Source organism: Paenibacillus sp. MER 99-2 (assembly GCF_023714095.1).
In the GTDB taxonomy this organism is placed as follows: domain Bacteria; phylum Bacillota; class Bacilli; order Paenibacillales; family Paenibacillaceae; genus Paenibacillus.
Map to the genome: position 1 here is coordinate 1,231,713 of NZ_JAMAUZ010000001.1, position 17,725 is coordinate 1,249,437.

16 protein-coding genes are annotated in these 17,725 nt (G+C 44.5%); 15 read left to right on the forward strand and 1 reads right to left on the reverse strand.

The genetic code is table 11. The annotated features are described in order from the left end of the window. Positions 1-64 precede the first annotated feature (64 nt). Both M3636_RS05610 and M3636_RS05615 read left to right on the forward strand, forming a co-directional pair. Positions 65-1,696 (forward strand): ABC transporter substrate-binding protein, encoded by a 1,632-nt coding sequence (locus M3636_RS05610; protein WP_145410325.1) that lies wholly within the window; start codon positions 65-67, stop codon positions 1,694-1,696. A gap of 109 nt (positions 1,697-1,805) precedes the next feature. Further along, positions 1,806-2,480, forward strand: a complete 675-nt coding sequence (locus M3636_RS05615) for a GntR family transcriptional regulator (protein WP_145410323.1) — start codon at positions 1,806-1,808, stop codon at positions 2,478-2,480. 90 nt (positions 2,481-2,570) lie between these two features. On the opposite strand, the gene M3636_RS05620 is transcribed toward M3636_RS05615, so the two are convergent. Beyond that, positions 2,571-3,122 carry an acireductone dioxygenase gene (locus tag M3636_RS05620; RefSeq protein WP_056689982.1) on the reverse strand — a complete coding sequence of 184 codons (552 nt, stop codon included), beginning with the start codon at positions 3,120-3,122 and terminating at the stop codon, positions 2,571-2,573. A gap of 238 nt (positions 3,123-3,360) precedes the next feature. Here M3636_RS05620 and metH point away from each other — a divergent pair, with 238 nt between their 5' ends. The 13 genes from metH to M3636_RS05685 all read left to right on the forward strand — a co-directional run bounded on the left by metH (position 3,361) and on the right by M3636_RS05685 (position 17,719). After that, entirely contained in the window at positions 3,361-6,741 is a 3,381-nt protein-coding gene (metH, locus tag M3636_RS05625) for a methionine synthase (protein ID WP_483311510.1), read from the forward strand. Between the two features lie 77 nt (positions 6,742-6,818). Further along, entirely contained in the window at positions 6,819-7,757 is a 939-nt protein-coding gene (gene rnz / locus M3636_RS05630; protein ID WP_251381509.1) for a ribonuclease Z, read from the forward strand. Positions 7,758-8,111: 354 nt separating this feature from the next. Beyond that, on the forward strand, positions 8,112-8,921 hold the full coding sequence (locus M3636_RS05635; RefSeq protein WP_128101731.1) for a TIGR01457 family HAD-type hydrolase: 810 nt from the start codon (positions 8,112-8,114) through the stop codon (positions 8,919-8,921). 8 nt (positions 8,922-8,929) lie between these two features. After that, positions 8,930-9,751, forward strand: a complete 822-nt coding sequence (locus tag M3636_RS05640) for an Fpg/Nei family DNA glycosylase (protein ID WP_251381510.1) — start codon at positions 8,930-8,932, stop codon at positions 9,749-9,751. Further along, positions 9,741-10,589: a deoxyribonuclease IV gene (locus tag M3636_RS05645; protein ID WP_251381511.1), complete on the forward strand. Its 849-nt coding sequence runs from the start codon at positions 9,741-9,743 to the stop codon at positions 10,587-10,589. The genes M3636_RS05640 and M3636_RS05645 overlap by 11 nt, the downstream gene beginning before the upstream one ends. Positions 10,590-10,610: 21 nt before the next feature. Beyond that, entirely contained in the window at positions 10,611-10,952 is a 342-nt protein-coding gene (locus tag M3636_RS05650; protein ID WP_128101733.1) for a cyclic-phosphate processing receiver domain-containing protein, read from the forward strand. Then, positions 10,949-11,266, forward strand: coding sequence for a thioredoxin family protein (locus M3636_RS05655; RefSeq protein WP_251381512.1), 318 nt, complete (start codon positions 10,949-10,951; stop codon positions 11,264-11,266). Before M3636_RS05650 ends, M3636_RS05655 begins: the two co-directional genes overlap by 4 nt. After that, positions 11,263-12,042, forward strand: a complete 780-nt coding sequence (locus tag M3636_RS05660; RefSeq protein ID WP_285858525.1) for an ABC transporter ATP-binding protein — start codon at positions 11,263-11,265, stop codon at positions 12,040-12,042. Before M3636_RS05655 ends, M3636_RS05660 begins: the two co-directional genes overlap by 4 nt. A gap of 6 nt (positions 12,043-12,048) precedes the next feature. After that, positions 12,049-13,098, forward strand: coding sequence for a 23S rRNA (cytidine(2498)-2'-O)-methyltransferase RlmM (locus tag M3636_RS05665; protein WP_251381513.1), 1,050 nt, complete (start codon positions 12,049-12,051; stop codon positions 13,096-13,098). Between the two features lie 408 nt (positions 13,099-13,506). Further along, a complete protein-coding gene (locus M3636_RS05670) occupies positions 13,507-14,985 on the forward strand; it encodes a serine/threonine protein kinase (protein ID WP_251381514.1) in 1,479 nt (492 codons plus the stop codon). Between the two features lie 64 nt (positions 14,986-15,049). Continuing rightward, the gene (locus M3636_RS05675) at positions 15,050-16,078 is read left to right on the forward strand and encodes an SAF domain-containing protein (RefSeq protein ID WP_128101738.1); all 1,029 of its coding nucleotides are present in this window, start codon (positions 15,050-15,052) and stop codon (positions 16,076-16,078) included. A gap of 100 nt (positions 16,079-16,178) precedes the next feature. Next, positions 16,179-16,892 carry a hypothetical protein gene (locus tag M3636_RS05680; RefSeq protein WP_251381515.1) on the forward strand — a complete coding sequence of 238 codons (714 nt, stop codon included), beginning with the start codon at positions 16,179-16,181 and terminating at the stop codon, positions 16,890-16,892. Further along, positions 16,889-17,719 carry a CpaE/TadZ family protein gene (locus M3636_RS05685; RefSeq protein ID WP_251381516.1) on the forward strand — a complete coding sequence of 277 codons (831 nt, stop codon included), beginning with the start codon at positions 16,889-16,891 and terminating at the stop codon, positions 17,717-17,719. The genes M3636_RS05680 and M3636_RS05685 overlap by 4 nt, the downstream gene beginning before the upstream one ends. Positions 17,720-17,725: the final 6 nt, after the last annotated feature.

Genomic DNA, 17,725 nt, shown 5'->3' on the forward strand with positions numbered 1-17,725 from the left:
AATTGCATATAGTTCTCATTTGGATTGTAAGGCCGAACTTAAACCACACGCAGGGGGTAACGAAATGAAACACAGACCACGTAAGCTTGTAGGCAAGATGGTTTTGGCAACAATGATGAGTGTTGTACTGGCAGCCTGTAGTAGCGGAGGTGGCAGTGAAGGGAAAGTAGAAGCTGAGACGTTAGGCGCGATGGAATCGTATAATGTCGGCGATACATTTAAAGCCACGGAACCATTCAAACTTCCAATTCTGTATAGTGATCATCCATCGTATCCGTACAATAAGGATTGGCTATTAATCAAGAAAATAACGGAGCTAACGGGCGTAACATTGGATCCAACGATTGTTCCCATGAGTGATTATCCTCAGAAAAGATCCCTTCTGATCAGTTCTGGTGACGCGCCTTTGGTAATTCCAAAAACATACCCTGGTGAAGAGTCAGCCTTTGTATCCTCAGGTGCGATTCTGCCTGTGAGTGATTATGTTGATATGATGCCTAACTTTAAGGATAAGGTGGAGAAGTGGGGACTGGAAGATGAGCTTGAAGGATTGCGACAAGAGGATGGAAAATATTATGTACTCCCAGGTCTTCATGAAGAAGTCTGGCCTGATTATACACTGATTGTCAGAACGGATCTGTTTGAGAAAAATAATATTGCGATCCCTACGACATGGGAAGAGTTATATGATGCAGCTAAAAAGCTTAAAGAAATTTATCCGGATTCCGTTCCGTTCTCCGATCGTTTTGAATTCAACAGCACATTGAACATCGCTGCCACTGGTTTTGGAACAAAAGGTGGATGGGGATTTGGTAACGGCTTGACGTATAAGGCAGATCAGGATGAGTTTGTGTATACTGCAACAACACCAGAGTACAAGGAGATGCTGACGTACTTTAACAAGTTGGTGTCTGAGGGACTTTTGGACAAAGAAAGTTTTACACAAGATGATGATCAGGCTACGCAAAAATTTGTCTCTGGTAAATCGTTTATGATTAACGGTAACTCGCAAACCCTTGTACTACATCGCAATGACATGAATAAAACATTAGGTGAAGGGAACTTCTCCATTGCCAAAATTACCGTGCCTGGTGGTCCGAAGGGTCAACTGATGTCTGGTTCTAGACTTGAGAACGGGGTTATGATTTCAGGCAAAATTAAAGATAATGATTACTTTAAAGCAACAATGCAATTTATAGACTGGTTATATTACAGTGACGAAGGTCAGGAATTTGCTAAATGGGGTGTTGAAGGAGAGACGTATACCAAACAAGATGGTGTCCGTAAATTGGCAGACGACGTGAATTATAACGGATTGAATCCAAAAGGAACGAAGGATTTACGTATTGATTATGGCTTCTCAGGTGGTGTATTTGCCTATGGTGGAACGACAGATCTGCTTCATTCCATGTTTAGCGAGGATGAGTTGAAGTTCCAACAGGCTATGAAAGATACGAAGGAAGTCATTCCGGCAGAACCACCTATTCCATACTCTGACATTGACCGTGAACAGGTTACATTGTTAAGCACGCCTTTGAAGGATTACTCGGATCAGAATACGCTGAAATTCATTCTTGGCGATCGTGATATTTCAGAATTCGATACGTTTGTACAAGAATTAGAGAAACAAGGTTTGTCGCAATATATTCAGATCTCTAATGAAACGTACAAGAAGTACAAAGAAAATAATCAGTAATAGTATGTAATCTATAATGTACCCGATTGCCGTTACACTGACCTAGTTTTAGTGGGACGGCAATTTGTGGTAGTATGGTTGGATACGGCTGATAGAAAGAGGTTAAGCGATGTCACTTCACCAGAAGATTAGAGGCTCGACCCGAGCTTATTCATACAACCTCATCAAAGAACGCATCTTTCATCTAGAGCTTGAGCCTGGAACGAAGATTTCGGAGAAAGAAATTGCTGATGAATTGCAGGTTAGTAGAACCCCAGTACGAGAAGCATTTATGAAGCTTGCCGAAGAGGAGTTGCTGGATATCATTCCTCAGAGCGGAACCATTGTTTCCAAAATTAATTTGGAGCATGTTGAAGAAGGGCGTTTCATGAGAGAAAAGATTGAGAAAGAAATCGTTACGCTCGCTTGTTCCTCCTTTGATGATGAATACAAATTCAAAATGGAAACCAATATTGCGATGCAGGAAGTGAGCGCGGACAAAAACAATTTTTATAGATTGTTTGAGTTAGACGAAGAATTTCATCAGATTCTATTTCAAGCTACTGGGAAAATGAGAACCTGGAAAATGCTTCAGCAGCTTAACATTCCTTTTAATCGATTACGGATTTTGCGTCTCTCTGAGGTCTCCAACGCCAGCAATATCATTTCGCAGCATAAGGAAATTTATCAACTTATTGCGGAACGCAAAACAGATCAAGCAGTTGAAGTGATGGAGCAACATCTTCGTCTCGTTGTGGTGGAGCAGGAAACGATTAAGAGCAAATATCCGCACTATTTCATATAAAAATTCAAATGGTGTATAATGACGTCATACACAAAACCCCCTGTTCCGCGGAACAGGGGGTTTGTTGAGCACACACAATCTCGTATGTGATTAATTTTGAGCTTGTTTAATGAATGTAGGATCCGGATACGGATCAGCAATCCAACCATTTTTCTCGATAAAGAGACGAACGGCAATAATTTGTTTGTTCTCCATTAATGTGAAGAAGTGCGGTGTGCTTTCTGGTACAGAAATAACGTCTCCAGGAGACAACTCAACATTAAAATAACCTACATCGTCAGTGGCTTTAATAACAAAGATCCCTTTACCCGCTACGATTGCACGGATCTCATCTTCAGCATGAGTGTGAATTTCTTCGAATTTAGCGAGTTTCTCCTCAATGTCTGGAGTTTGTTCAGATAATGTGATTACATCCCAAATCTGGTACCCGCGGCGTGCAGCCAAGTCCTTGATCTCATGGTCAAAGGTTTCGAGAACGGCGCTTTTTTGATCATCCGTAAGTGCAAAGTTGTTTTGCAGCTCGGAGTCCAATTTAGACGCATCCCATTTTTCGTACAATACTTCATATTTGTCTAAGAAATTTCGAACATTCTCGTCTCCAGTGATACGTTCGTTCGTATTTCGGATTACAATTTCAGCCATGTTCTTTCCCTCTTTTCCACTTGGTTTAATTGATATTATATCGGCTGTAACGAATTTTGTCGATTCACATTTTGTCACAGTGTGCCTAAAAACCGCTTTAACACGGTTTAAAACCGATCTTTCACAATAAGTTAGTTTCTGTTAAACTAAGATTTAACGTTTTGCGGGGGTGAAGATATTGGATAAGCTTAGTCTACACGATGCAATAAAACAACGAATATTAATCCTCGACGGTGCAATGGGGACCATGATTCAACAGGTTGATCTTACCGGCGCAGATTTTGGCGGTGAAGATCTGGACGGGTGTAACGAGATGCTCGTACTTACAAGACCTGACATTATCCAGCGTATTCATGAAGAATATCTGGAGGCGGGAGCCGATTTGATTGAGACCAATACGTTCGGAGCTACCTCTGTCGTATTGGCTGAATACGATATTCAGGATCGTGCCCGCGAGATTAACTTGGAAGCCGCAAGAATTGCCAAAGCTGCGGTTGACAAATTCTCAACGCCTGAGTCTCCACGTTATGTTGTGGGAGCAATGGGACCGACAACCAAAACGCTATCCGTTACAGGTGGTACTACGTTCCAAGAACTTATCGATAGCTATTTCGAGCAAGCTCTCGCTTTAATTGAGGGAGGCGTTGATGCGCTACTGCTTGAAACTTCTCAGGATACGTTGAATGTAAAAGCAGGCAGCATTGGAATTCAGCTGGCTTTTGATCAGAGTGGTGTAAAACTGCCTCTTATGATCTCGGGAACGATTGAACCTATGGGCACAACTCTTGCTGGTCAGAACATTGAAGCCTTTTATATATCCTTAGAACACCTTAACCCAATTTCGGTTGGACTAAACTGTGCAACTGGACCGGAATTCATGCGTGACCATATTCGTTCACTTTCAGGTATGGCTTCTGTAGCTGTAAGTTGTTACCCTAACGCCGGCCTTCCAGATGAGAATGGTAACTACCATGAATCGCCTGAATCGCTTGCGCAAAAAATAGGGGCTTTTGCCGAACAAGGCTGGTTGAATATTGCTGGTGGGTGTTGTGGGACAACCCCTGCTCATATTCGAGCAATGCGAGACACGCTAGACCAATATCCTCCAAGACAAATGAACGGAACTCATCCGCCTGCACTATCAGGCATCGATCCTGTCTATGTTGAACAAGACAATCGTCCTTACATGGTGGGTGAACGAACGAACGTGCTTGGATCACGGAAATTCAAGCGACTGATCGTTGAAGGGAAGTATGAAGAAGCTTCCGAGATTGCCCGGGCTCAAGTGAAAAGCGGCGCTCATATCGTCGATGTCTGCGTTCAAGACCCGGATCGTGAAGAAGCGGAAGATATGGAGAAGTTCCTTGAACTGGTCGTGAAGAAAGTTAAAGTACCATTGATGATCGACACAACGGATGCTCAAGTAATCGATCTTGCGCTTCAGTACTCCCAGGGTAAAGCGATAATTAACTCCATTAACCTTGAGGATGGCGAAGAAAAGTTCGAACTGGTTACACCTCTCATCCACAAGTATGGTGGAGCAGTTGTTGTCGGCACCATTGATGAGCGCGGTCAAGCGATCAGCAGAGAAGATAAACTTGGTGTAGCCAAACGTTCCTACGACCTCTTGGTGAACAAATACGGTCTTAATCCAGAAGACTTGATTTTTGATACACTGGTGTTCCCTGTTGGTACGGGGGATGAGCAGTATATCGGGTCGGCTAAGGAAACGATTGAAGGGATTCGCGTAATTAAGGAAGCAATGCCTGAGGTTCACACGATTCTGGGGATTAGTAACATTTCCTTTGGACTTCCAGAAGCTGGTCGTGAAGTATTGAACTCCGTATTCCTGTATGAATGTACGAAAGCAGGCCTTGATTATGCGATTGTAAATACAGAAAAGCTCGAACGGTATGCGTCGATCCCAGAGCATGAGCGCAAACTCTCCGAAGAGCTTCTATATAATACGAATGACGACACATTGGCAGCCTTCGTTGCAGCGTTCCGTAATAAAAAGGTAGAGAAAAAAGAGAAAATATCCAATCTCTCACTTGAGGAACGACTAGCTTCTTACGTTGTTGAAGGAAGTAAGGAGGGGCTGATTCCTGATCTGGAACAAGCTCTAGGCAAATACTCTGCTCTCGAAGTGATCAATGGTCCGCTTATGCGGGGTATGGAGGAAGTAGGGCGACTGTTTAACAATAATGAACTCATTGTAGCCGAAGTACTTCAAAGTGCTGAGGTAATGAAAGCTTCCGTAGCCTATCTGGAGCAGTTCATGGAGAAGAATGAGACATCAGTTAAAGGTAAAATTATTTTGGCAACCGTTAAAGGTGATGTTCACGATATCGGTAAAAACTTGGTAGAGATCATTCTATCCAACAACGGTTACCGGATCATTAATTTGGGTATAAAAGTACCACCTGAACGTATAATCGAGGCGTATCGTGAGGAAAAAGTCGATGCAATTGGATTGTCCGGTCTACTGGTTAAATCAGCACAGCAGATGATCGTCACGGCTCAGGATTTACGTACAGCAGGTATCGATGTACCTATCATGGTAGGTGGAGCTGCCTTAACTCGTAAATTCACGAAGAACCGTATCCGTCCAGAGTATAATGGAATGGTTGTGTATGCGAAGGACGCGATGGATGGTCTGGATCTGGCGAACAAGCTGATGAATCCTCAGACGCGTGAAGTAATGCAGTTGGAGATGGATGCTGAAAAAGAAGCAGATGCTGCGAATTCAGATAATACTCAGCAACTACCAGAGCTTACCCGGGTAGAACGTTCTGATATTTCAATTGATCATCCCGTGTTAGTACCTCCAGACCTGGAGAGACATACGCTTCGTAACTATCCGCTATCTCATATTCTGCCTTATGTGAATATGCAGATGCTGTTAGGTCACCATCTAGGCCTTCGTGGTTCGGTAGAGCAACTACTTGCGTCAGGTGATCAGAAAGCAACCGATCTGAAATCTGTCGTCGATGAAATTATGCAAGAAGCTGTTCGTGACGGCATTATTCAGGCACATGCGATGTATCGATTCTTCCCTGCTCAATCGAGTGGAAACAGCGTCATCATCTATGATCCTGAGGATACAAGTAATATCTTGCATACATTTACGTTCCCACGTCAAAAAGTAGAACCTTACTTGTGTCTCGCAGACTTCTTGAAGCCCGTGGAATCTGGTCAAATGGATTACGTAGGTTTCTTGGTAGTGACTGCCGGACATGGCGTACGTGAATTGTCAACGAAGTGGAAGGAAGAAGGAGAATATCTCCGCTCCCATGCTCTGCAATCCGTAGCGCTTGAAGTTGCTGAAGGTTTAGCTGAACGGGTTCACCATATGATGCGGGATATATGGGGCTTCCCAGATCCAGCAACCATGACTATGAAGCAACGTCACGGTGCTCGCTATCAAGGCATTCGGGTTTCATTCGGATATCCTGCGTGCCCAGACTTGGAAGATCAAGGCCCGCTGTTTAAGCTAATGCAGCCTGAGGATATTGGTGTGGAGCTGACAGAAGGTTTCATGATGGAACCTGAAGCATCTGTATCAGCAATGGTATTCAGTCATCCACAAGCGAAGTATTTTAATGTAGAAAAGGCATAGTATAATAAAATGGTCAGGCAAAGCCCTCCGCATTGTCGGAGGCTTTTTGCTGGCAGCAGAAAGAGGTGCGATCCAGAGTGGAACTATATTTCCTGGGAACTAACGCTGGTGTACCTACGCTGCAGCGGAATGTAACTTCCATAGGACTTCGAATGTTAGACGAGCGAAGAGCGCTATGGTTGTTTGACTGCGGGGAAGGAACACAACACCAGATATTAAGCTCTCCGCTTAAATTGAGCAAATTGGAGAAAATTTTTATTACGCATCTGCACGGAGATCATGTATTTGGTCTTCCGGGTTTATTGTCGAGCAGAGCATATCAGGGTGGGACAACGCCACTGACGTTGTACGGACCACCAGGAACAGAGCGTATGGTATCAACCGCTATGGAGTTAAGCCAATCTCGTATCAACTATGAGCTCACGATCGTGGAGCATATGGGTGGTCAGATTTTTGAAGACGACAGCTTCATTGTTGAATCTGAGCTGCTGGAGCACCGCATTGATAGCTACGGGTATCGAATAACGGAAAAAGATCGTCCGGGCAGCCTGGATTCTGCGAAGCTAGCGGAATACGGATTGAAACCAGGCCCGCTCTTTGGACGGCTTAAACGTGGTGAGACGATTACGTTGGAAGATGACACCTTAGTACGTCCGGAGGATGTTCTGGGAGCGCCTAAACGCGGGAAAGTCATTACAATTCTGGGAGATACACGTCCGTGTGCTAATGTGCGAACACTTGCTCAAAATGCGGATGTGCTCGTTCATGAAGCTACATTTATGCATGATCTGGCCGATACTGCCCACGAGTACTATCACAGCACAGCTCAGGAAGCGGCTGAAGCGGCAAAAGCATCCAATGTAGGGCAGTTGATTTTGACTCATTTTAGCTCTCGCTATAAAGATGAAGAACAACTACGACCACTTTTGGAAGAGGCGCAGGCATTATTTCCGAATACGTTACTTGCGATTGAGCATCAACTGATTCCCCTTGCATCGTGGAAGGAAGGACTATAATTCTGTAGCAGATTGATCCACTACTGATCAAGCCTGAATGAGGAATTCTTGAACAACCGGGACTGCGGGAAAGTTACTCCCAAGGTCCCTTTTGCAATCTGGCGAGAAAGCGTGTAGGATGTGCAATATAAGCAGGGAAATAAATCAAATTATTTTCCGGGAAAGCGCAGGAATTGACAAGCTTGTACAGAAGGTGCGCGATGTCATATGTCCGTGTTCGATTCAGTTCGACGTGTTGTGACTCAGTGGGAAAACACTCTGTTTAGGTCTGCATACATAGCTTCACGTTGGATTTAAGGTTCAATAGTTAAGGACATGAAATGTTAATGGAATAAAAGAAAGGGCGTGTTATGTGTGGTTAAGGCCTATTTAATTGACCTGGACGGCACACTCTATCATGGGAAGCATCGTATCGAAGGAGCTGACAAGCTCATTCGAACATTAGACGAACAGGGTATTCCTTATTTATATGTGACCAATAACTCTTCACGAACACCCGAGGGAGTAGCGGAGCACTTGAATGGTATGGGTATTCCTGCAAAAGCTTCTCAGGTGTGTACATCTGCGGTGGCTGCAGCTGAGTATGTTGCCCAAGAATCTCCAGGTGCCAAGGTGGCTTGTATTGGGGAAGACGGATTGTTAAGAGCTATTGATGGAGCAGGACTTGAGCTTACTGATGTTGATCCACAATACGTTATTCAGGGAATTGATCGTGAGTTTACCTATGCTAAATTAACGAAAGCCTTACGGTGGATTAACGCTGGGGCTCAATTTATCATGACCAACCCGGATCTTCAGCTCCCTTCTGACGATGGATTAACGCCAGGCGCAGGAACGATTGGCGCTGCCATTGAAGCAGCAACCGGCGTTCAGCCAACGGTGATCGGAAAACCATCCAGCATTATTATGAGATCTGCCATTCACCGCCTGAATCTAAGAGCGGAAGATGTTGCTGTAATTGGAGACAATATGCGAACAGATATTGCAGCAGGAGTGGCAGCGGGGTGTGAAACGTTACTGGTACTCACCGGTGTTACAACACGTGAAAATATGGATGGACATATTCAGGCGGCGAAGGCGCGTCCTGATCATGTGTTTGAAGATTTGCATAAACTGATTGAGTGGCTGTCGCAGACGACAGGCCAAGCATCCAAGAAGGGGTAGATATTATCATGCCAGAACTGCCGGAAATGGAAAATTACAGAGTATTACTATCTGAAAAGATATTGGATCTACCGATAACAGGTGTGATTGTTAATCGGGATAAATCCATTAATAAAGAAATTCAGACTTTCTCACAAGAGCTTGTAGGAAATCGAGTTATTTTTGTCGAGCGTAGAGCGAAGCACCTCATCTTCCATTTAGCTAATGGGAAGCGGCTTGTTCTTCATCTTATGTTAGGTGGAATGATCTACTGGGGCACGGAATCGGAGCGTCCAGATCGTTCTACACAAGTCGAAATTCAATTTGGAGAATATACGTTGTTCTTTATTGGCCTTCGTTTAGGTTATCTGCACCTGATGACTTCGAAAGAAACAGAAGAAGCGATGTCGGATCTTGGCCCAGAGCCACTGGATCGCCGTATGAATGCAGAGCGTTTTGCGAATTTGCTGAAAGGAAGAAGGGGTACACTCAAAACTACCTTGGTTAATCAGCATATTATCGCAGGCATCGGTAATTGTTACTCTGATGAAATTGCATTTGCAGCCGGGCTCAGACCAAGTTCCAAAACGCAAAATATTTCTTCTTCGCCTGAACTAACGGAGCGTTTGTATCGCGCGATGCAATCCGTTTTAAGGGAAGCTGCTTCAGAGGGTGGTTATATGGAAATGCCCTTAATGAACGGAGATACAAAGACAGGTAGTTATGATGAACAATGCCGAGTATATGATCGTGAAGGGGAAGCTTGTCCGCGCTGTGGGGGAACAATTGAGCGAGTAGAAATTACGGGCAAGAAGGCATTTTTCTGTCCGAATTGCCAGCATGAGGCCTAAACAAGGAATCGGTGCACATGTGAGCACGCGGGGAGGGTTTCTTCAAGCAGCCAAGAGGGCGCATCGGATTGGAGCGACAGCTTTTCAATATTTTCCGAAAAACCCTCGAAGTCTTGTCCTGAAGGATTTCGACCAGAGTGATGCGAAACAGTGCAGGGAATGGTGTGAGCAGCAGGGGATAGCCTCCATAGCGCATTCACCTTATCCTACGAATCCAGCAATAGGCATGACCCGTGGAGAGGCGGCGTTTCATGCCATAATTTCATCGATCCGTAACGATCTGCAGATTGCCGAGGCCTGTGGGTCGGTTGGAACGGTCGTTCATTTTGGTCACATGAAGAGTACTAACCCTTTAGAGGGTTATCAAAATCTCATTCAATGCCTGGATACAGTTCTGCAAAGCTGGGAGGGGCAGGCTAAAATACTGCTTGAGAATCAAGCAGGTGACCACGGTTCCATGGGAACCACGATGGAGGAATTAGTACAAATTCGCAAGCTTAGCCAATTTCCTGAACATATTGCTTTTTGTTTTGACACTTGCCATGCTTTTGCTTCAGGCATGTGGGAGCGAGGAAATGAAGAGGCGATGTTGGAAAAAGGCAGACAGCTTGGATACTGGGAATGGCTTGCGGCAGTTCATTTTAATGATTCGAAGTATGCATCTGCATCCTGTAAAGATAGGCATGCCAGAATAGGGCAAGGATATATAGGTCTACAAGGGATGCAGGAGCTGCTAGGCTCGTCTGAATTTCAACAGGCTGTTGTTGTTCTGGAGACGGAATCAGGCGAAGATGGAACGCACCGTGATGATCTTTCGCTCATGCGTTCCTGGTTATAATCAGGGGAGAGGAGCGATTGTATGCATGTTTTTTTGGATGATTACAGAGCCTGTCCGAAAGGTTTTGTATTAGCTACGAATGCTGAAGAGTGTCTGATGCTTCTTCGAGAAGGTGATGTGGATATACTATCTCTCGATTATGAGTTGGGTCCTGATTCACCGAACGGCGGAGAGGTAGCGGCTTCTATTGTGAGAGAAGGATTGTATCCTCGTGAGATCTATTTGCACACATCGAGCATGTATGGCAAAAGGCAGATGTACGAAATGTTATATAGTAACAAACCGGAATCTGTAACCATTCATAACGGGCCAATGACAGGAGAGGTTATGCTTCGAGTGGCTTCAGAGGGCGATCGCGTATGAAGCCTATTACGTCCAAAATGTTAATGCGCGGTGTATGGGAAGGAATGCCACAGGCTGTATTCATATATACGCCTCTGTGCGGTACATGTGCTGCTGCGCGTCGTATGCTGGAGATCGCCGAGCATCTGTTACCGGCTGATATTCTGTTCGAGATGAACATTCATGATATTCCTGAACTTGTGCAACAATTTCAGATTTCGAGTGTGCCTGCCGTAATGATCTTCGATGGACAGCAGGATGTGCCCAAAATGGTCTATCGAATGAGTTCAGTAGAGCATTTGCTGAATGAAATTCGGAAGGCGGTGTTAAAATGAGTATAATCAAGATGCAGCATGTCTCACTTAAACGGGAAGATCTTCAGATTCTTGATAACGTAGATCTACATATCCAAGAAGGTGAGCATTGGGTCATTCTAGGTCGAAATGGCTCTGGCAAGACAACGCTGCTTGAAATGATGAATGGATATATGTTCCCGAGTCATGGACGAATAGAAGTGCTCGGTAATCTATACGGACAATGTGATGTTAGAGAAGTGCGTAAGGAAATAGGTTATATCAGTCAAACTTTGATTGAAAAGCTCACGCCGCGAGATCCAGTATGGGAAGTCGTGGCTACAGGTGCGTATGCATTTTTACGTTTTTATCAGACCATTCCAGATGAAGTCAAAGAGAAAGCGCTGAAACTTCTTGATGAGATGGGATTTGCTAAACTAGCCAATCATGCACTGGGAACACTCTCACAGGGAGAACGAAAAAAAGTCATGCTGGCGCGATCTTTAATGGCAGATCCCAAATTACTTATTATGGACGAGCCCTGCGCAGGCTTGGATCTCTACGAAAGAGAGAAAATGCTGGCAGAGATTGATCGTCTACGCAAGCGTAATATAACGGTCGTGTATGTGACCCATCATGTCGAAGAAATCGTACCCTTGTTTACACATGTGGCATTGATTCGTGATGGCCGTATCGCTGCAGCGGGACCTAAACACGATGTATTAACAGAAGAAACAATTAAGCATACGTACGTTATTCCGGTCGAGATCCAGTGGGATGCTGGACGTCCTTGGATACACGTACGTTCTGGAGGGTAACACAATTTGAGTACACAGTCGTCTTGGGGAGAAGGAAACTTTTCCCGATTTATATGCACTGCCAATCATGGATTTGCTCCATATGCCCAGGAGGAGCTGCGCCGTGCTTTTGGTGCAGTTAAGAGCACAGTCGTTGTACCAGGTGAAATTTTGCTGGCGGGTCTGCCTGTCGCTGAAGAAGAAGTTTCACAGAAGCTGCTAGAGGAGTCCCCTACGTTTTTGCGGCATATTCAACCTGTTCAATTCCAGGAAAGTACAGAGAATGCAGAGCAGGCAGTAGATAAGTTCGTTGCTTTTGTACTGAATCGATCCGAATTGACGGGTGAGCGTGTTGTATTGCAGGTTCGCAAAACGGAGTCAGCCTTCTGGGAGGAAAATGCTGCTTCGTTGAAGCAACTGTTAAGCGATAAGCTGGAAGAGCTCAACTGCGAATGGGTAATTCGCGATGCGGATTTTGTTATTTCTGTGTTTGTTTCAAATGACACGTTATATGCTGGAATTTCTAAGCCTGAACAGAATCTCTCTGATTGGAGTGGCGGAGCGATCCGCTTCCAGAAGGAAGAAGGGCAGATCTCCCGTGCGAAGTTTAAGCTACTTGAAGCAGAGCAGACGTTTGGAATTGACTTTACATCCTTCCATAAAGCGTTGGATATTGGAGCAGCACCTGGTGGTTGGACGTCTTTTTTGTTGGAACGTGGGTTAGAAGTAACCGCTGTTGACCCTGCCAAAATGGATGCAACCCTGCTGCAGTCACCTCGATTGACATTTTTGAAGAAGAATGCAGGGGATGTTCGTTTCCGTGATGGAGAATTTGACCTGCTTGTATGTGATATGAGTTGGAGTCCCAAGTTGATGAGCCGGCTCGTATCTGATCTTCTGTATAGTCTACAATCCGGCGGAACTGCTGTTGTTACAGTGAAGTTACTGCATAAGAAGCCACTTGCTCTCATTAAGGAAGTAATAGATACGTTTGAGCGCTCACGCATGCAGATTCAACGCTCCAAACAGTTGTTCCACAATCGGGAAGAGATTACACTTTACATGATTAAGTATTAACTTGAACGTTAGAGCGTTAATTTGAATTTAAGAGGTTGTTCAAAAAGTCCACTTTTGATTACGAGGGATGCCTGCCGGCATCTCTGCGTCGAAGTTGGAATTCAGCCGAAATGTCCGTTGCTCACGTAGTTTGCCTACGCTCCGCTACTCCATTTCTATCTTCATTCCATCTTCTCGGTACTGAAAACCGTCCTTTTTGGACACGCACTTTAAGTTTAAACGATCCAGTACGTGAACGAACTTAAAATTTATTGCTTTACAATCTATTATTGCATGTACTATAATGATACCAATATTAACCATAACGAATTGAAGGGAAAGCATCCCGAAGTGAATGAACCAATGATTTTGGTTCGTAGCTTCGGTGAAGCTTTCCCTTTTTTGTTGTGTAAGAAAGGAGTGTGGCATATGAGACATCCGGCCAGACTGGAGCATGGAAGCCTGCTGGGCGGAAGATACCGAATCGTGTCTGTTTTGGGTATAGGCGGGATGAGTCATGTATATAAGGCTGAAGACTTGAAGTTGCCAGGTAAGTTCTGGGCGATCAAAGAGAGCATAACAAGCGTGTCCTATGAAGGAAGTATGGAGGCTGAAGCGGCGCTGTTAACGTCTCTTCGTCACCCTAGACTTCCGCAAATTGTTGATTTTTTCGTTCCGGATGAAGAGGGATATACGTATCTGGTCATGGAATACATCGAGGGTGAGACGCTTAGTGAGTATTTTAAGAAGTGCAAAGGCAAAATCCCGATGGAACAATTGACTGAATTCATATTACAGCTTCTGGATGTGTTGAGTTATCTACATGGACTGAATCCGGCTGTAATTTATCGGGATCTGAAACCATCGAACATTATGATCATCTCGGATGATGAAGTAAAGCTGATTGACTTTGGCATTGCGCGGAGCTATAAGTCTAACCATGTAGAGGATACCGTCAAGCTGGGAACGGCTGGTTTTGCTGCTCCTGAACAATACGGATCAGGACAGACGGATGCCCGCTCAGATTTATATGGTTTAGGAGCATTAATGTTATATTTAATGACTTCTGGTGCATATACAGAGTGGATTCAAGGCGTTGAAAGTGCGATTCGGAGCGATGTTCCTCGTACATATATCCCTGTCGTGAGGCGATTGCTTAGGCTGAGCCCGGATGAACGATTTCAGTCTGCGGAGGAAGTGCGTAAAGAGTTACTTCGTAGACCCGGAATAGCAACTACGGGGGGAGAAACAACGCTGACGATGAGTGGAGGAACAAGGGTTATTGCTCTGACCGGAGCTTCATCTGGCGTTGGAGTTACCCATACAGCTATCGCCATTAGTCATTACTTGGAACGGCAAAACTTCAAAGTTGCTGTGATTGAAATGTCTCCACGCTCTCAATCTTTTTCTCGAATTCAACAGATTATTCAATCAGGTAAGCCATCATCATCTGGTAGACAGTTTGAAGTTGATGGTGTGCACTATTGGAAACAATCCGGACGAGCTGATATTTTGTCTTTGCTGGGTGGAAGTTATCAATTCATCATTATGGATCTCGGAAGTGGTCAGGATCAGAATCGCCTTGAGGAATTTCTTAGAGCTGATCTACCCATTGTGATTGGTTCAGGCGCAGAGTGGAGACAAGCCGAGATTAATGCCTTTGTCCGTTCGAATCACCGTTTTCCTAGAGACAAATGGATATACTGTCTGCCACTCGCTTCAGCGGATGCTGTCCAGCGTATTCGCAAATCACTGGATACGTCCAGTGTATACAGTTTGCCCTTAAACATTGATCCATTTGATCGAGAACCACATATGGATAAAGTATTTGCTCATCTTTTTACTCATATGCTTGGACAGTTGCCGAAGAAGCGCTCGTTTTTTGCACGAAGAAGAACTGGAGTTTGAGAGTAGATATTTGAAGGCCATTTGAAGTTAGAATTACGAGGAGATTATGAGAGGAGAGCCCTTTTTGTCTAAATTAAGAAAGCAAAGTCGTCAACTCATCTATGCCAGTCTTACTGGAGCCGGTGTGGTAGGTTTGTTGTTCGGGGGATACGTAATCTACAACATGAAGACGATGAGTGACACGAGGACTCAGATGGAGTCCCATTATTTATCCGCTTATGAACAAAAGGAAGCTGAATTATTACAGCAATGGAATTCTGGGGCACAGGGATGGGTGACGGTTCGTGATGTGGAGGCCGGAGAGAAAATTATGTCTGAGGACATTAAGCTCATTGCCGTTCCTGATGCACAGGCTCCACGTAACTTGTGGTCTAGTACAAAGCAGATGAATGGTCAGGTTGCCAAAATAGAACTGAAAAAAGGAACAGCCATTACAACGGAAATGGTGTATGAGGATACACCGGCACCTCCCGACTTGAGAAACCGTGAACTGCAAGTTGTTCTCTTACCTTCATCACTGGCTAAAGGAGATAATATTGATATCCGGATCCAGTTTCCGACAGGTCAGGATTACATCCTATTATCCAAGAAGAAAGTAGAGCGTCTAAATGCAGCAACGTTATGGATCACGATGACAGAAGAGGAGATATTGACCTTGTCTAGTGCAATCGTGGATGCCTATTTACATAAAGCTTCAATATACGCGCTGACGTATGTCGAACCTCAGTTCCAGACAGCAGCGATCCCAACATATCCCGCCAATAGTGAGGTGTTGAAGTTATTAGAAAGTGATCCGAATATTGTTCGTCGAGCCGAACAGGAGTTATCAAGACAGGTTAGGAATTCGCTAGAGAGCTCTCTAGCAGCTTCGATGACAGCACCTTCGCAAGGTGTTGAACAGGATGTAGCTCAGTCATCAGTCTCTTATAACAGTAGACCGGGAACCAACAGTACGGCTAATGATGTCATCTGGAATGATGGATCAGGTAGTGTAGGGAATGACAATTCGTCGAACTCGTCCACAAACAATAATTATACTTCTGGTGTAACAGAATACGATGAACAGAAGAGTCTGCTGACAGGCGGAGAATAAGTAGTGGAATCTGAACCAAAAGTAGAAATCAAAAGCCATATCAGAAACATGTTTCTCCTAACAACGAATTATAGAGTTATGAAAGGAGCCGTGGTTTCATTTGCAAACATGGATATTCGCAGGACTATGCGAGAAAAACGACTTGTTATTGTATTTATCTAAAATTTTGGCTGCTTCAGGAAAGCGTGTCTTGCTAGTGGACGGGACATTGCAGCAAAAGTATGGCTACTGGACAGGGGAAGTCCAGCATTCATTACGAATTACCGAGTTCGAAGGGTTCGATATCGCCAGTCATTTTGTGACATCTAATGCGGTCGAGACTCATCTTGAAGCAAATGGAGAGAAGATGGATTCGTATGATTACATTATTTATGATATCGAAACCTCTCATTTTGCATCCAGAGATCTGTGGTTAAATGCTGACATCCGTGTCTGGGTGAGCAACTACGAACGATACAATCTGGAACGGGGCAAGTTGTGGTTAAAGCAGCTTCTTGAGGAGCAGTCTTTGCCAGCAGAGCTTTCATTTCAACGTATTTTAATCAATGCGGTTGACTGTAAGCTTGAAGAGCGTTATTTATGGGCGTATCTGGACGGAAGTCCGTTTGTCTGGACAGGGGATGCGTTACTTCTTCCTTGGGATGAATTGACGGCAGCAGTGAAATTAGAGAACGAACATCATCGCCGGGTGTTACTTGCGCCATTATCGAGAAATTACAAGAAATCATTATGCCGACTGGTAGAGCAGCTGACGGGTTGGGAAAGTGTCCTTAGCCGTCGGACGATGAAGGAAGCGGAAAGGATGAGGGCATGAGTATCATTTCGTTTTGGAGCCCTTTTGCGGGCACTGGCACGACTTCAAATGCTTTAATAAGTGCGTATGCTATGGCACTCCACTATAGAACAAGAATATTGTTAGTTAACACAGGCGCGACTGGAAGCAGTATTGAAGCTGCACTTCCACCAACTGAGATTGAGGATGCTGATTCACTATTTAGGTTTGAGGAAGGGGGTTGGGATGCAATTGAACGTTTGTACATCAGCGGTAGTCTGAATAAGCATAATCTGTGTGATTATACTAAGCCCTTGCTTAAGGAGCGTTTGGATCTCTTAACCGGTAGAATTAATCAGATGGAAAGGTCGCCTAAGGAGTACAGAGAAACGTTAAAGACCCTACTTCAGGTTGCAAATGAATATTATGATCTGGTGCTCATGGACGCGGGTAGCTCAGCTGTGAACGAATCTTTATTGCTGGAGCAAACCGACTATGTTGTGGTAAATCTATCTCAGAATATGAGAGAGTTAGAGGTGTTTTTTGAACATATTTTGCCGAACTACTTGAGTGGTCAGAAGGTTCACCTGGTGTTAAACAAATATGATCCGAACGCTAAAGCCTCGATAAGCAACATCCGCAGACGTTTTCGTTACAAGGGCTCGATCTCTATTCTCCCTTATACAACCGGATTTTTGGATGCCGTCAACCGGCGTGATGCAGCAACATATTTACTTTTGGAAGGTCTAAGTGACAATAAAAACGTACGAAAAGGAAGCTTTACGGCAAGTATGGCTGAACTTGCTCGCCTAATAATGGACGCCGCAGGGATGCGCACGGCTCTGAAGAGGCTAGAAAGGGGTGCCTGACCCTAA

Bases quoted from the DNA above. Each gene is read 5' to 3' on its own strand.
- M3636_RS05610 (WP_145410325.1), top strand. From the start codon at position 65: ATGAAACACAGACCACGTAAGCTTGTAGGCAAGATGGTTTTGGCAACA.
- M3636_RS05615 (WP_145410323.1), top strand. From the start codon at position 1,806: ATGTCACTTCACCAGAAGATTAGAGGCTCGACCCGAGCTTATTCATAC.
- M3636_RS05620 (WP_056689982.1), bottom strand. From the start codon at position 3,122: ATGGCTGAAATTGTAATCCGAAATACGAACGAACGTATCACTGGAGAC.
- metH (WP_483311510.1), top strand. From the start codon at position 3,361: ATGGGGACCATGATTCAACAGGTTGATCTTACCGGCGCAGATTTTGGC.
- M3636_RS05640 (WP_251381510.1), top strand. From the start codon at position 8,930: ATGCCAGAACTGCCGGAAATGGAAAATTACAGAGTATTACTATCTGAA.
- M3636_RS05645 (WP_251381511.1), top strand. From the start codon at position 9,741: ATGAGGCCTAAACAAGGAATCGGTGCACATGTGAGCACGCGGGGAGGG.
- M3636_RS05650 (WP_128101733.1), top strand. From the start codon at position 10,611: ATGCATGTTTTTTTGGATGATTACAGAGCCTGTCCGAAAGGTTTTGTA.
- M3636_RS05655 (WP_251381512.1), top strand. From the start codon at position 10,949: ATGAAGCCTATTACGTCCAAAATGTTAATGCGCGGTGTATGGGAAGGA.
- M3636_RS05660 (WP_285858525.1), top strand. From the start codon at position 11,263: ATGAGTATAATCAAGATGCAGCATGTCTCACTTAAACGGGAAGATCTT.
- M3636_RS05670 (WP_251381514.1), top strand. From the start codon at position 13,507: ATGAGACATCCGGCCAGACTGGAGCATGGAAGCCTGCTGGGCGGAAGA.
- M3636_RS05685 (WP_251381516.1), top strand. From the start codon at position 16,889: ATGAGTATCATTTCGTTTTGGAGCCCTTTTGCGGGCACTGGCACGACT.